This is a genomic window from Flagellimonas sp. ABD4_174, from assembly GCF_056160185.1.
Map to the genome: position 1 here is coordinate 2,189,930 of NZ_JBSWWP010000001.1, position 14,297 is coordinate 2,204,226.

Sequence of the window (14,297 nt, forward strand, 5' to 3'; positions counted from 1 at the left end):
AAACAACTATATTTGGACAATTATTGTCCTGAATATATTTTCAGGAAAAACAAAGAGAAATGAATACGAAACAATCATTTGGAGAATACTTGAGGAAATTGAGAGAAGACCAAAATCTTCCAATACGGAAAGTTGCATCAAAACTTGACATTGACCCTTCAACGTTGGGAAAAATTGAACGTGGAGAAAGAAGTGCTAATAAAGAAATGATTCCAATATTGGCTGAATTGTTCGAAATTGAGGAAAAAACTCTTGGACTTATTCTTTTTAGCGATAAAGTAGCTTATCAGATTATAGAAGAAGAAAATACCAACGAAATCCTAAAAGTAGCGGAAGAAAAAATTAAATATTTAAAAAATAAGAATCTTAAACAAGGTTCATTGGACTTAAAATAAATATGAACATTAAAGACCTTGTAAAAAAATACCACTCAAATAGAGAAGCATACCTAAAAGTAGATTACAACGAAACTCAGCTTAGGACAGATTTTATTGACCCTTTATTTGAAATACTTGGTTGGGACATAAAAAACTCGACTGGAAAACCGACAAACGAACGAGAAGTTTTAGTTGAAGAAGGACTAAAAGCAGATGCTAGTTCCAATACTAAAAAACCTGATTATACTTTTAGACTTTTCTCAGAACGAAAATTCTTTTTAGAAGCTAAAAAACCAAACGTAAAAATTGAAAGCGACAACGAACCTGCAAAACAAATTCGTAGATATGGTTTTACTGCAAAACTTAAAATTTCAGTCCTATCCAATTTTGAATATTTGGCAATCTATGATTGCTCTCAAAAAGTTGGAAAAGATGATTCTGTAACAAAATCCAGAATAAATCTTTATCACTATACAGAATATGAATCAGCTTTTGAGGATATAAAAAAACAGCTAAGTAATGAAGCTGTCTATTCTGGAGAATTTGATGAAACTTGGAAAGAAATAGAGGAGCAATTAAAACTTTCAAGTGTAGATGATTTATTTCTTTCACATATTAACGAATGGCGAATTGTTTTAGGTAAAGAAATTTATTCACATAAACCTGACCTGAGTATAGAAGAATTAAACGATATTGTTCAATCTTATATCAATAGTATAATATTCTTAAGAGTTTGTGAAGACCGAAATTTAGAAACCTATAAAACCTTATTAAATTTTGCAGAAAATAATGATTTCTCTTCGCTCATCAAAAAATTCAAAGAAGCAGACAAAAAATATAACGCAGGTTTATTTAATCAACCTTTAACAGAAAAGGTAGTTTCTGATAGCTCTTCTGCGTTTTGGGAAATAATCAAAGATTTATACTTCCCTGAAAGCACTTATTCCTTTTCTGTTTTTGCATCGGACATTTTAGGTAATATCTATGAAATATTTCTTGGAGAGCAATTAGCGATAGAAAACGGACAAATTCTCTTAAAAAAGAAACCGGAAAATGTTGATAGGGATATTGTTACAACACCAACTTTTATTATTCAAGATATTCTAAGGCAAACAGTTGTAGAGCATTGCAAAAACAAAAATGCTGATGAAATTTTAAATTCATCATTTGCTGATATTGCTTGTGGTTCTGGTGCATTTTTACTCGAAACTTATCAATTACTTCAAGATACACTCGTAGATTTCTACTTATCAAGTGACCAAACAAAATTAATTCAGACATCAATAAACACTTATAAATTACCTTTTGCTCTCAAAAAGAAAGTTTTAGAAAGTTGCATTTTTGGAATTGATAAAGATTATAATGCTGTTCAAGCCTGTAAATTTGGTCTGTTATTGAAGCTTCTAGAAAATGAAGACAATGCAACAATAACAACACCTGCTTTACCAACTCTTGACCAAAATATCCAGTTTGGGAATAGCTTAATTGAGTCATAAGAAACTAATAAAAAAAATCAAGTTGAAATAAATCCTTTTGATTTTGGCAAAACTCGTTTTGATGTTATTGTTGGTAATCCACCATATATGGCTACAGAACATATGAAAGAGTTTACACCTCTTGAATTACCAATTTACAAATCAAAATTTGAATCATCTTACAAACAGTTTGACAAGTACTTTCTTTTCATAGAAAGAGGTTTGCAACTATTAAAAGAAGGAGGTTATTTTGGTTACATAGTTCCAAGTAAGTTTGCGAAAGTTGGAGCTGGTAAAAAGTTGAGAGAATTACTTGTCGATAATAAAGCAATTGAACGAATAATATCCTTTGGTGCAAACCAAGTTTTCCAAAACAAGACGACATACACCTGCCTTTTAATTCTCAAAAAAGAAAAGCTAGAACAACTCAAATATTTTGAGGTAAACTCACTCAAAAATTGGAAAACAAGAAGTATTGGGAAAGAATATTTTGACGAATTCAAGATTGATTCTCTAGAAGTCGAAGGTTGGGTGCTTTATCCAAGTATTTTAAAACCAATTTACACATCTATAGTTTCTCAATCGAAAACACTAGAGGAACTTATTGGTTCTGAAAACATATACAATGGTATTCAAACAAGTGCCAATAGCGTTTATATTCATTCTATAGAAAAAGAAGATAAACACTTTCTTTATTTCAAAAAAGATGGTGTTCAATGGAAAGTTGAGAAAACATTAACTAGACCATATTTCAAGACTTCTAGCGGAGAAGATAATTTATATACTTATCGCCCATTTTCGCCAAACTCATTTGTCATATACCCTTATATAAAAACTAAAAAAGGAATTGAGTTTGTAGAAATTGCTGATTTAAAGTCTAATTATCCTGAAACATACAAGTTTTTACATCACTATAAAGATAAACTTGATAACGATAAGAGAGACATTAAACCTGAACCTCTAACAAAAAACGAATGGTATAGATATGGTAGACATCAAAGTTTAGACAAATGTGATGTGCCTGCAAAAATCATTGTTGGAGTTTTAGCACAAGGCAATAAATATGCAATTGATTATTTTGGAACTTTAATATCTTCTGGCGGTACTGCAGGTTATTGTATGATTACTTTACCTGACAATTTCCCTTATTCTATCTACTATATTCAAGCGCTATTGAACTCTAAATATTTAGAGTGGTTTTCTGCACTAATTGGAGAAGTATTCAGAGGTGGTTATATCGCAAGAGGTACAAAAGTGCTCAAAAAGCTACCAATTAGGCTTATTAATTTTGACACAAAATCAGAGAAAGATATTCACGATAAAATCTCGAAAATTCAAAAAGAATTAATTGATGTTCAAGGAAAAATAGATGATAGCAACGGAAATAAAAGGACATTAATTCCATTACAGCGTCAGTTCGACAGTTTAAAGTCTGAACTAGACAACACACTTAAAACTTTGTTTAACTTGGGAGAAGCTGATAGCAATATCCCTTTAATTTCTGAGATTTATGCAACTAATTAAAGAAGCATCAAAGGAAAAATTAAGGGGTGGATTCTATACACCTGAACCAATCGCATCATTTGTTTTAAAATGGGCATTTAACGGTAATAAACAATTTGACATTTTAGAACCAAGTTGTGGAGATGGCGTATTCCTTGAAGAAATACAAAAAGGCGGTTATGAATATAATTCTGTAACTGCAATAGAGTTTGACGAAGTTGAAGCTGAAAAGTCTAAAAAAATTGGCTTGGACAAAACTAACGTTATCAATACCGATTTTCACGATTTTTGCATTAACACCAAACAAAAGTTTGATTTGGTAGTCGGAAATCCACCTTACATTCGCTACCAATATTTTGACAAAGAACAACAAGAATTTGCTTCACAGATTTTCGATAAAGCCAAACTAAAGTATTCTAAATTGACCAATGCTTGGGTTTCGTTTGTTATAGGTTCTTCCCTACTTTTAAAAGAAGAAGGCAAAATTGGATTTGTATTACCAGCCGAAATACTACAAGTTTCGTATGCTCAACCTTTACGAGAGTTTTTAGCTCATTTTTATAATAAAATAAACATTGTATCTTTTGAAAAGTTGGTATTTCCAGACATTCAACAAGAAGTAGTTCTTTTGTTGTGTGAGAAAAATAAATCTAAAACACATTTAATTGAACATTTAGAATTGAAAGATGCAGAAGAACTTGAAAAACTAGATGTATCAAAATTAAAAAGCCCAAAAAAGAAGATTGATTTCAAATCAAACAAATGGACTTTTTATTTCCTTGAACAAAACGAAATTGACTTTTTAGAAAAACTTCAGAACGACAAAATAATTCCAAGACTTAGAGAATACGCAAAAGTAGAAGTAGGTATTACAACAGGTTCAAATCCATTTTTCACAGTTCCACTTTCTACTGTACAATCCTATAATTTAGAAAAGTATGCAAAACCATTAGTTGGTAGAAGTGTACAAGTTCCAAGTGCGATTTTCACAGAAAAAGATTGGATTAAAAATAGAAACTCAGAAGCTCGAACGCACTTTTTATCATTCCCAAAAATGGACGAACTGAATGGTTCTGTTGGAGCTAGAGATTATATTACTTGGGGAGAAGAAAACAACATACACAAAGGTTATAAATGTAGAATACGTGATGAATGGCAAATTGTGCCTTCTCAAAGAATATCTGATGCATTATTTATTCGAAGAAACAATAAGTATCCAAAATTAATAATTAACGAAGCAAAAGCTTTCACAACGGATACTATGCACAGAGTAACCATTAAAGAAAAAGTGAATATAAATGCTTTAACTGCTAGTTATTACAATTCACTCTCATTTGCATTTGCTGAGATTTGTGGAAGAAGTCACGGTGGCGGAGTTTTAGAATTAATGCCGAACGAAGTGGAAAAAATACTCTTACCTTACAATGAAAAGAATGCGGAATTACTTCCAACTATTGACGAAATGATTCGTGAAAAGGAAGACATTTCGGAATTACTAAAAATTACGAACGAAAAAATATTAAAAGAAAATTATGGCTTGACTAATGAAGAAATTGAATTGGCAGATAGTATATGGAAAAAATTATCTAACCGAAGGTTAAACAGAGGAAAAAAATAGCCAACGCTTAAAGCCATACACATTTGCAATTCGCACCAGCCAATGCTTGAGCCAAAAATTGCAAAAGAGTATGTCTTTCGCCATCGCTGAAAACCAAGCTGAACAGAAAAAAGCCAGTGTACAACAACGTATATAAAAAATAGCGGTTTAATCGCTTAATCAAAAGAAAATGAATAAATTAAAGGTCTGTTATAATCCGAAAAGTTAGTGTGTAAAATCCGCTACTTTTCATATACAAGACCGTTGGCAATAATTTTGAGAATATTACTTTGAGAGACAAATATGACTAAAATAAAGAAAGCATCATTAAGAGAAAGTATTATTGACTCTATCGGTAATTTTCTGTATGAGGAAGGTTTCGCTAAAGATGATATTACCAAGTTTGGAATACTAGAGATAATCAATTTAATATCTGATTATCACGAAGAAGGTATTCCATTATTCCCTGAGATTTTAGTAACCAATAGTTTAGATTTTTTTAAGACAATACCAAACAAAGATTTGGTAATCAAGGAATCTGAACTTTCGATTATTGAATTTAAAAATGCCATTAAATTGTGTGCACCACTAGCAATCAACAGCTGGATAATATTTATCGAAGTTAAAGATGGTAATATTAAATTCGGAATAACAAGTGCAGAAATGTCCGAGACAAGTCCTTCAATTTATAATCAAACGGTTGGAGAGATGAAAATTGAGGATTATGATAACACCACAATAGCTTACATTAGAAATATAGGTCAAAAAACAGTTGAATTATCTGGTTTAAAAAATCAACTTATTGTATCACTAACATTAGAAGAGCCAAAACAAATAAATTATGATGAAGTTCATTTTCTATGTTCGGCGATATCTTCAAATTGTGATGAAAAAATAAAAAATAATATTAAAACCTTTTTTGAAAAGGTTATAGACGATGCAATAAAAAATGGACACGGAAATCTAATTGCTATAGTTAAAGATGATGATGAATCAATTGAAAAATTAAAAGAGGAAATTAACGGTAATGGCGGGATTTATCTTTCTTCGCCTATAGACTTTGAATCTATGATAAATGATTCAGAAACTAATAAAGATAACGAGTCTTCTATAAACCTAAAAGCACATTCTTCTTTACTTAAGTCAATGCTAAATCACGATGGCATAACAATTATAACTGACAAAGCGAAAGTTATTGGTTATCATATCTTAATTGATAGTTATTTAAAAGATGATGATGTTGTGTCTGGAGGAGCAAGGTCTAAAGCATTTAAGTCAATGGAAAACTGTGGACATTTTGAGTTTTGTTTTTACAAATCTCAAGATGGTAATGTTAAAATATGGAAAAAAGATGAGTGATATACAAATATGGCAAGGGCCCAATGGAATTACATTTCCACCTTCGGTTAAAGATGCAAATGATATTATGCCATATGCAAATCATTTAACTGTTCAGCAACAAAAGCAGATAATCGCTGCATTTCAATTTGAGGCATATGATATGGCTTCAGAATATACTTGGAAAAAATCGATGGTCAAATTGAAAGAGACCTTATCAACTCTAGGTATGAAGTTTATAGGAGAAATGATTGGTAGAGATGATTTCGATGAAACAACTTCAGTTGAGAGTGAGATTACTGATTTTACTGCAATTAAATTAGCCGAACAATTAGGAGTAATTGGTACAACAGCTGCTTTAAGACTAAGACAAAGCAATGAACTCATTAGTCATTATTTTTCAAAAAATGCAGAGGAGCCATTAGATTATGCAACTGCTTTTACAATTGTAAAATCTAGTGTGCAATATATTTTAGGAGAACAAGACATATCAATCGCTGTTGAATTTTCACAATTTAGAGACAGACTTCTTAATGAAACACTTAGGGCAGATGATTTGCAATTAGACCAAATTATCAATTCACCATTGTTTTACTTAAGAACAGTAATGACAATACTACTTTCGTCGATTAAAAATGACATTGGTGCCAAACTAGAACACTCAATTGCTAATATCAACACAACACTTCCATTAATTTGGAAAAAACTTGGCGAAAATGACAGGTGGAATGTTGGTACAGCATATAGAGATGTAACTGCTGCTGGTAACTCTATTGCAGCCTCAGGTCTCAAAAATGCACTTCTCAAAGTTAATGGCTTTGACTACGTGCCAGAAAATTTAAGGTCTGTAACTTTTATTAAAACAGCTAAGCAAGTTATAGATACACATTATTCGACAAATAATTTTTACAATGAACCAGCGGTTGTTAAAAAACTAAGTGGTTTGGGAAGTACAATTCCTGCACCAGCGTTGATTGAATGCATACAAGCTTATTTAGCAGTTTACCTAGGAAACTATTATGGGACTTCTTGGAGAGCTGCTGAAATCGCCGAAAAAGAATTATCAAAGCTTACCAAGGAAAGATGGTATTATTACTTTCAAAAAGTAATTCAAAACGACGAAATTGTTTTAACAAAACTTGAGACAACTGAGCAGGTATATAGATTTTCTAGCTTACTAAATAATTATGGCTTTAATGAATTTGAAAACCTTCCAAGAGAAAACCAAGAACTTTATGAGTCAATTGTCAAAAACAAAAAATTTAAAGCCGATAAAATAAGCTCTAGTATTCTTAGAAGATTAAGAGCAAAAAAAGAATAAAAAACTATTGCCAACAATGGCTATAAGTAATTGCTTGTTCTCGCCTACTTCTGAAAATCCTTGCGGATTTTCAGTTTGGTGTGTACTTGCAAAGTTTCGTGCTAACCCACGCAACTACTCATAGCCGAGACCGTTGTGCTTCATTATCAGAAACCGCTAACCAATGATAAAATTCTTTAGAAAAATTAGACAAAACTTACTTTCAGAAGGAAAAACTGGAAAGTATCTTAAATATGCCATTGGAGAAATAATTCTTGTAGTTATCGGAATTTTGATTGCTCTTCAAATTAATAATTGGAATGAATTACAGAAAAAAGAAAAGATAGAATCTGTTTTTTTACAAGATTTTAGCGCCGATTTAAATACAGATATAAAAACATTAAAAGCCGCAATTATCGGAAATAATGAACGTATAGCTGCTGCAGATTCGATTATATCTATTCTTTCCTTCAAAAATGATTTAACAAATATTGAATTAACTGATTTTGCAAGCTACAACATTTCACTTACTTCAGAATCTTACTTTATTCCTGAAAAATCTGCAATTCGTCAATTTGAATCCAGTAATGGTGGAAATATTATTTCTTCAAAAGAACTAAAGAATAAATTATTTAGATACTATGCTCTTAATGAACGTGTTGAGCAAAATATGGAAAAGAGTATGCAACTATATCAACATAATTTTATAACCAAAAGTATTGCAGAAGTGTTGCTTGCTGGTAATGTTTTGAAAACCCAGATTGGTTCTGATTTAAACAGACAAGATTTAAATTTAAATGAATTGCGTGATAATTCTGAATATCTGTATTCAGTAATGTCAAAGAGAATCGGTACAAATACTCAAAATCGAGTTTATCAAACTACCATTAATGCAGCGGAAGAATTAGTAAATTTAATCAATGATGAAATGAGTAAATAACGAAAGCACAACAATGGCTATAAGTAATTGCTTGTTCTCGCCTACTTCTGAAAATCCTCGCGGATTTTCAGTTTGGTGCGTACTTGCAAAGTTAAGTGCTAAACCACGCAACTACTCATAGCCCATAACGTTGGCATTCATTTAAAACACCATTTTATGAAACTTGGAAAATTACTTTGGACTTCAGGTTCGATATTAATAAATATAACAATCGGAATTTATATTTATTTATCGAGCAAAGCACCATTAAACCCAATGGAAAGGCACAATTATGTGAATGAAAATTGGGATGTATATGGTATGCATTGGAAAGTGGAATTTCTTTTTATGACATTTATAGCAATTGGTGCATTATACTTTGCTTTTAATTTCAAGAAAATAAGTTGGGCAATAATTTCCGTTGGGCAACTGATTCTACTTTCGACCTATCCGATAATGCTTGGCGGATACGAAAATACATCTTTTGAATTGTCCCAAATGGCAAATCAAATGGCAACCGTAGTTTTTGTATTTGGAAACGTTATTTTTTTGGGTGGACTACTAAAACTATACTCATCTGACATTTATCTAAAAAAATGGCTTAAATGGACTGCAATAGCACTTTCGGGAATTACATTTTTGACTTTCTTAATTACATTTATCGGAATTATTGATTGGAGACAAGCAATGATGATAGGACCTTTAATTAATGTTCTTTATCTAATTAATGCCTATTACGGAATGAAATTAAAACTGGAATAAAAACGAAATGCCAACAATGGCTATAAGTAATTGCTTGTTCTCGCCTACTTCTGAAAATCCTCGCGGATTTTCAGTTTGGTGTGTACTTGCAAAGTTAAGTGCTAACCCACGCAACTACTTATAGCCGAGACCGTTGTAAGTAATTGTGAAAAATGTACTCCGTTTATTATTCTGTCTGACTTCAATTCTATTTATGGGTTGCAAATCTGCAAAGATTTCGGACTTCAATAGACAAGTTGATTTAGCTATCAAAAAGAGTATAGCCAAGTCGCCGTTCGAGTCTGCGAACACAATGAATTCGGAATTGAAAAACCAATTAAAAATCAGAGACAAATACTTGAGTAAAATCAATGAAGTGCGGTTGGATTACCCAAAACAAGACATAATTTTAATAGAAAGTTATTCTTATATCTGTTTGGGTTGTGTCGCAGATTATGTCACAATTTTCACAAATGGGCTGCTAATAAATTTAACCTTTGATATGAATAAAAGGGAATATTTAGAACAATCAAGAAAAGTCCAAACCAAAGACCTGATTTTCCAAAATGGATTTTATGAAGACATAATGGAAATCTTTGAACATTTGGGCTCTGAAAAAAAATGGAATTCCGAACCGGATCTTTACGGAAATGAAGATTGTTTCGATGGTGACCAATCATTTTATACAGTTTTTTCTCCTAATGGAGAATTAGAGAGTATGTATATGAGATGTTGGCTCCCCAAAAATATCATAGACAATAATTAAAAACAACTACTTACAACACTGGCTATAATTCATTGCTCCGCTCCTACCCTGAACTAAATTTCCTACTTTTAAGAAAACTATTAACCACGGGAATGCTTTCGTAACGCAGCTATGGCTCGCTGGAAAATCGCACCGGCCCACGCCGTCGCTCACCAGCCGCCAGCCACATCGAAATCATAGCCGAGAACCGTTGTGCTTCATTATCAGAAACCGCTAACCAATGATAAAATTCTTTAGAAAAATTAGACAAAACTTACTTTCAGAAGGAAAAACTGGAAAGTATCTTAAATATGCCATTGGAGAAATAATTCTTGTAGTTATCGGAATTTTGATTGCTCTTCAAATTAATAATTGGAATGAATTACAGAAAAAAGAAAAGATAGAATCTGTTTTTTTACAAGATTTTAGCGCCGATTTAAATACAGATATAAAAACATTAAAAGCCGCAATTATCGGAAATAATGAACGTATAGCTGCTGCAGATTCGATTATATCTATTCTTTCCTTCAAAAATGATTTAACAAATATTGAATTAACTGATTTTGCAAGCTACAACATTTCACTTACTTCAGAATCTTACTTTATTCCTGAAAAATCTGCAATTCGTCAATTTGAATCCAGTAATGGTGGAAATATTATTTCTTCAAAAGAACTAAAGAATAAATTATTTAGATACTATGCTCTTAATGAACGTGTTGAGCAAAATATGGAAAAGAGTATGCAACTATATCAACATAATTTTATAACCAAAAGTATTGCAGAAGTGTTGCTTGCTGGTAATGTTTTGAAAACCCAGATTGGTTCTGATTTAAACAGACAAGATTTAAATTTAAATGAATTGCGTGATAATTCTGAATATCTGTATTCAGTAATGTCAAAGAGAATCGGTACAAATACTCAAAATCGAGTTTATCAAACTACCATTAATGCAGCGGAAGAATTAGTAAATTTAATCAATGATGAAATGAGTAAATAACGAAAGCACAACAATGGCTATAAGTAATTGCTTGTTCTCGCCTACTTCTGAAAATCCTCGCGGATTTTCAGTTTGGTGCGTACTTGCAAAGTTAAGTGCTAAACCACGCAACTACTCATAGCCGTATTCCAAGATCAAATCCAAACTTATTTCAACCTTTTTCAAGCAGCGAATTTTTGTAAAACCACGTATGGTGTTCCTCTTTTAACCACAGAGAATGCCCTTGCCAAAAGTTTGTTCCTGACATTGTTCAAAGCAACCATCTTAGGCTTCCCTTCCGCTATTTTTCGTTTATAGTACGCCCTGAGCTCCGGATCATGTTGTATCGCCGATATACCGGCCATGCTCAACAAAGTCTTCATCTTCCTGTCCCCTATCCAATGACACTGTTTCCTTTTTCTCAAACTACTGCCGGATCGATGCTCATAGGGAGCCAGGCCACAATAACTCGAAAATTTTCTCCATGAGTCGAATCGCCGAAAATTTTGGGTGTGATAGAGCAGCTGGCACGCCACCACAAAACCAATCCCACGTAAAGAAAGCAACAGTCCGTAATTGCCCGACAATTCCTCATCCTCCCTTAGTACCTGATCCATTCTGGCCTCAATGGCCTTGACCTGTTTATCAAGTGAAGCTATCGCCCTCTTAATGGAAATACAGCCTACATCCGTGGAAGGACTCCCCAACAAATGCTCCATCTCCTTTAAGGTACCCAATAGCCCCGCCCTATTGCGCACCATTTGATCACGAAGGCCCAATAATCTGCCCAGCTCCTGATAAACCAAGCTTTTTGCCTCCCCCATGGTCAGTTCTTCCCTGCACAACCAGGCATATCTTGCTATGAGCCGGGAATCCACCTTGTCGGTCTTTTCCCTTACCAGGTCCAGGGACCTTTTTATCCTCAATGGGTTCTCCTCTACATAATCTACACCTTGCCTACTTAAATAGCAGGACAGCTTCAAGGAATAGTTCCCCGTGTTCTCAAAACAGCAAAAAAAGGAAGCCTTTACTTCCTTTTCCACCCAGGACAACATGGAACGATAACCCCTTATGTCGTTCGTAAATACCTTGTGCTTGCCCAATAGATGACAGCTAACGTCCAAAGTCTTCTTTGATACATCGATACCAATGGCTTCTTTGTAATTTTTCATAATTTTAAAATTGACAGTTAAATTTTGTTGCAAAAACTATTTCCTTTATTGGGTGCTGCAACACCTGGTATTCCAATTGGTTCTTTGCAACTTTTAGGAGAAAAGAGGACTGATACGTCTAATAAGGCTTAACTTAGAGACCGTTTTAGTTCTCCTCTTTCTCTTATTCAATTTATAAATTCAAAGTAAAGGAGACCGTTGTGTACAATTAGAAATAAAATATGAATAAAGAGTTTTTAGAAGAATATTCATTGTTTAGAAAGTTGACATGTGAAGTTCCCCGCACTTTGGACAACATTCCTAAACCACCAATAAATATGGAATGTCGGAACTGTGGTTCAACCCAGACTTTTAATATGATTAATGAGTATTATGATTTTCATCAATACATGAATGTAGAATCCGCAGATGAAAAAGTAAGACTTGTTTATAAATGTCAATCTTGTAGAAGTTTTACCAGACAATTTCAAGTTTATATAAGTCCAAGTTTAGACTATGTTTATAAGTTCGGTCAATATCCAGAATGGGAAATAAAAATGGATAAAAACCTTGAAAAAACACTAGGGAAACATGCAAAGACATTTAGAAAAGGTCTTGTTTGTGAATCTCAAGGTTATGGTATCGGTGCATTCGCTTACTATCGAAGAATAACTGAAGAAATAATAGATGAGTTATTAAACTCAATTTCTGATTTAATAGAGGCTGAACATCAGGCAGAATATAAAGCGGCATTAGAAGAAACGAAAAAAACAAGAGTTGCACAGGAAAAAATTGACTTGGTAAAAGATTTATTACCAACCATTCTAAGACCAAGTGGAATGAACCCATTAGGAGTTTTACACAGTGAGTTAAGTGAAGGACTTCATGCCGATTCTGATGAAAGCTGTCTTGAAAATGCTAGTCACATTAAGGATATACTAACATTCCTCATTAATCAAATAATCCAAAGTAAAGAAGCCTCAAAGCAATTCACCACAAGCATGAAGAGTATTCTTGAAAAGAAAAGTAAAAAATAACTGTACACAACAACACCTATACGCAATGCCCTTCGGGACACTGCGCATAGCCTAACCGTTGTAAGCAATTTGAGAAACCGCAAAAAATGAAATTAAATGAATATTTAGCTGACCGTCTGAGGGAAGTTTTTACAGAGGGAAAATGGGTTTTAGGTACAAATTTTAAGGAACAAATTATTGACCTTGACTGGAATCAAGCAACTCAAAAAATTGATAACCTAAACACTATAGCTGATTTGACTTTTCATATTGATTACTATATAGCTGGAGTTGCAAAAGTTCTTAAAGGTGGAACGCTTGATATACGTGACAAATACAGCTTTGATTCCCCACCTATAAAGTCTGAACAAGATTGGAAAAATTTAGTAAATAAGTTTTGCCTTGACTCGGAAGAATTTATTGAACTTGTTGAAAAGATGCCTGACGAAAAAATATTATCGGACTTTGTAGATAATCAATATGGAACTTATTACAGGAATATTGATGCAATGATTGAACATACTTATTATCATCTTGGGCAAATAATACTAATTAAAAAACGAATTAAATAAAAACTGCTTACAACACTGGCTATAAGTAATTGCTTGTTCTCGCCTACTCGGAAAATCCTGCGGATTTTCCTCTGGTTGGTTCCATTTTTATTAAGTTAGTTGCTCGCTCACGCAACTATCCTTACACAAACCGTTACCAGCAAGCTGAACAGAAATTTATGATAAAAAAATTAACCTTTGTTTTATTGATTTTAATATCAATAACAAGTTGTGCTCAAGAAAGCATTATTTTCAAAACTAAATTCAAACCAAATAAAAAATATAAGACTCAACTCAAAACAACTTCTCACACTGAAATTGAATTTGTTGCTGACCAAGAAATAATAGATAGAATAAAAAGTCAAGGAATTGAATTGCCAATGATTACGGAAAGTGAAACGAATATGGCGACTGAAATTATCACTCAAAATCTTGACGAAAATGGAGAGTTTCCTGCAACAATGGAATATGGAAAAATGATTTCTACAACAACAATCTGTGGAAAAACAACGACAGAAGAAAAGCCATACTCCGGAATGAAAATTTTAGGAAAATATGATATTCAAAATAAATTCAAAGTAAAGGAGACCGTTGGCATTCATTAAAGA

General features: G+C 32.7%; 14 protein-coding genes. 13 read left to right on the forward strand and 1 reads right to left on the reverse strand.

All coding sequences use genetic code 11. The features are described 5' to 3' along the window. Nucleotides 1-59: 59 nt before the first annotated feature. The 10 genes from ACXAFK_RS09705 to ACXAFK_RS09750 all read left to right on the forward strand — a co-directional run bounded on the left by ACXAFK_RS09705 (nucleotide 60) and on the right by ACXAFK_RS09750 (nucleotide 10,992). The gene (locus ACXAFK_RS09705; RefSeq protein ID WP_474957606.1) at nucleotides 60-395 is read left to right on the forward strand and encodes a helix-turn-helix domain-containing protein; all 336 of its coding nucleotides are present in this window, start codon (nucleotides 60-62) and stop codon (nucleotides 393-395) included. 2 nt (nucleotides 396-397) lie between these two features. Beyond that, a complete protein-coding gene (locus ACXAFK_RS09710; protein WP_474957607.1) occupies nucleotides 398-1,873 on the forward strand; it encodes a hypothetical protein in 1,476 nt (491 codons plus the stop codon). A 27-nt stretch (nucleotides 1,874-1,900) separates the two neighbouring features. Next, nucleotides 1,901-3,376, forward strand: a complete 1,476-nt coding sequence (locus ACXAFK_RS09715) for an Eco57I restriction-modification methylase domain-containing protein (protein ID WP_474958162.1) — start codon at nucleotides 1,901-1,903, stop codon at nucleotides 3,374-3,376. Then, the gene (locus tag ACXAFK_RS09720; protein ID WP_474957608.1) at nucleotides 3,363-4,973 is read left to right on the forward strand and encodes an Eco57I restriction-modification methylase domain-containing protein; all 1,611 of its coding nucleotides are present in this window, start codon (nucleotides 3,363-3,365) and stop codon (nucleotides 4,971-4,973) included. The genes ACXAFK_RS09715 and ACXAFK_RS09720 overlap by 14 nt, the downstream gene beginning before the upstream one ends. A 282-nt stretch (nucleotides 4,974-5,255) precedes the next feature. Continuing rightward, a complete protein-coding gene (locus tag ACXAFK_RS09725) occupies nucleotides 5,256-6,311 on the forward strand; it encodes a hypothetical protein (RefSeq protein ID WP_474957609.1) in 1,056 nt (351 codons plus the stop codon). Beyond that, nucleotides 6,304-7,611 carry a hypothetical protein gene (locus tag ACXAFK_RS09730; protein WP_474957610.1) on the forward strand — a complete coding sequence of 436 codons (1,308 nt, stop codon included), beginning with the start codon at nucleotides 6,304-6,306 and terminating at the stop codon, nucleotides 7,609-7,611. Before ACXAFK_RS09725 ends, ACXAFK_RS09730 begins: the two co-directional genes overlap by 8 nt. A 163-nt stretch (nucleotides 7,612-7,774) precedes the next feature. After that, complete coding sequence (locus ACXAFK_RS09735; RefSeq protein WP_474957611.1) at nucleotides 7,775-8,530, forward strand: DUF6090 family protein; 756 nt, start codon at nucleotides 7,775-7,777, stop codon at nucleotides 8,528-8,530. Between the two features lie 156 nt (nucleotides 8,531-8,686). Beyond that, a complete protein-coding gene (locus ACXAFK_RS09740) occupies nucleotides 8,687-9,271 on the forward strand; it encodes a hypothetical protein (protein WP_474957612.1) in 585 nt (194 codons plus the stop codon). Between the two features lie 337 nt (nucleotides 9,272-9,608). Then, nucleotides 9,609-10,016, forward strand: coding sequence for a hypothetical protein (locus tag ACXAFK_RS09745; protein ID WP_474957613.1), 408 nt, complete (start codon nucleotides 9,609-9,611; stop codon nucleotides 10,014-10,016). Between the two features lie 220 nt (nucleotides 10,017-10,236). After that, a complete protein-coding gene (locus ACXAFK_RS09750) occupies nucleotides 10,237-10,992 on the forward strand; it encodes a DUF6090 family protein (RefSeq protein WP_474957611.1) in 756 nt (251 codons plus the stop codon). A gap of 161 nt (nucleotides 10,993-11,153) precedes the next feature. On the opposite strand, the gene ACXAFK_RS09755 is transcribed toward ACXAFK_RS09750, so the two are convergent. Further along, nucleotides 11,154-12,143: an IS110 family RNA-guided transposase gene (locus tag ACXAFK_RS09755; protein WP_474957614.1), complete on the reverse strand. Its 990-nt coding sequence runs from the start codon at nucleotides 12,141-12,143 to the stop codon at nucleotides 11,154-11,156. 221 nt (nucleotides 12,144-12,364) lie between these two features. On the opposite strand from ACXAFK_RS09755, the gene ACXAFK_RS09760 reads away from it, so the two are divergent. The 3 genes from ACXAFK_RS09760 (at nucleotide 12,365) to ACXAFK_RS09770 (ending at nucleotide 14,294) form a co-directional block, all read left to right on the forward strand. Continuing rightward, nucleotides 12,365-13,159, forward strand: a complete 795-nt coding sequence (locus tag ACXAFK_RS09760; protein ID WP_474957615.1) for a hypothetical protein — start codon at nucleotides 12,365-12,367, stop codon at nucleotides 13,157-13,159. An 86-nt stretch (nucleotides 13,160-13,245) separates the two neighbouring features. After that, nucleotides 13,246-13,710, forward strand: coding sequence for a DUF1572 domain-containing protein (locus tag ACXAFK_RS09765; protein ID WP_474957616.1), 465 nt, complete (start codon nucleotides 13,246-13,248; stop codon nucleotides 13,708-13,710). A gap of 158 nt (nucleotides 13,711-13,868) precedes the next feature. Next, entirely contained in the window at nucleotides 13,869-14,294 is a 426-nt protein-coding gene (locus tag ACXAFK_RS09770) for a hypothetical protein (RefSeq protein ID WP_474957617.1), read from the forward strand. The last annotated feature ends 3 nt before the right edge of the window (nucleotides 14,295-14,297 follow it).

Bases quoted from the DNA above. Each gene is read 5' to 3' on its own strand.
- ACXAFK_RS09770 (WP_474957617.1), top strand. From the start codon at position 13,869: ATGATAAAAAAATTAACCTTTGTTTTATTGATTTTAATATCAATAACA.
- ACXAFK_RS09725 (WP_474957609.1), top strand. From the start codon at position 5,256: ATGACTAAAATAAAGAAAGCATCATTAAGAGAAAGTATTATTGACTCT.
- ACXAFK_RS09730 (WP_474957610.1), top strand. From the start codon at position 6,304: ATGAGTGATATACAAATATGGCAAGGGCCCAATGGAATTACATTTCCA.
- ACXAFK_RS09705 (WP_474957606.1), top strand. From the start codon at position 60: ATGAATACGAAACAATCATTTGGAGAATACTTGAGGAAATTGAGAGAA.
- ACXAFK_RS09710 (WP_474957607.1), top strand. From the start codon at position 398: ATGAACATTAAAGACCTTGTAAAAAAATACCACTCAAATAGAGAAGCA.
- ACXAFK_RS09760 (WP_474957615.1), top strand. From the start codon at position 12,365: ATGAATAAAGAGTTTTTAGAAGAATATTCATTGTTTAGAAAGTTGACA.
- ACXAFK_RS09740 (WP_474957612.1), top strand. From the start codon at position 8,687: ATGAAACTTGGAAAATTACTTTGGACTTCAGGTTCGATATTAATAAAT.
- ACXAFK_RS09750 (WP_474957611.1), top strand. From the start codon at position 10,237: ATGATAAAATTCTTTAGAAAAATTAGACAAAACTTACTTTCAGAAGGA.
- ACXAFK_RS09720 (WP_474957608.1), top strand. From the start codon at position 3,363: ATGCAACTAATTAAAGAAGCATCAAAGGAAAAATTAAGGGGTGGATTC.
- ACXAFK_RS09735 (WP_474957611.1), top strand. From the start codon at position 7,775: ATGATAAAATTCTTTAGAAAAATTAGACAAAACTTACTTTCAGAAGGA.
- ACXAFK_RS09765 (WP_474957616.1), top strand. From the start codon at position 13,246: ATGAAATTAAATGAATATTTAGCTGACCGTCTGAGGGAAGTTTTTACA.
- ACXAFK_RS09755 (WP_474957614.1), bottom strand. From the start codon at position 12,143: ATGAAAAATTACAAAGAAGCCATTGGTATCGATGTATCAAAGAAGACT.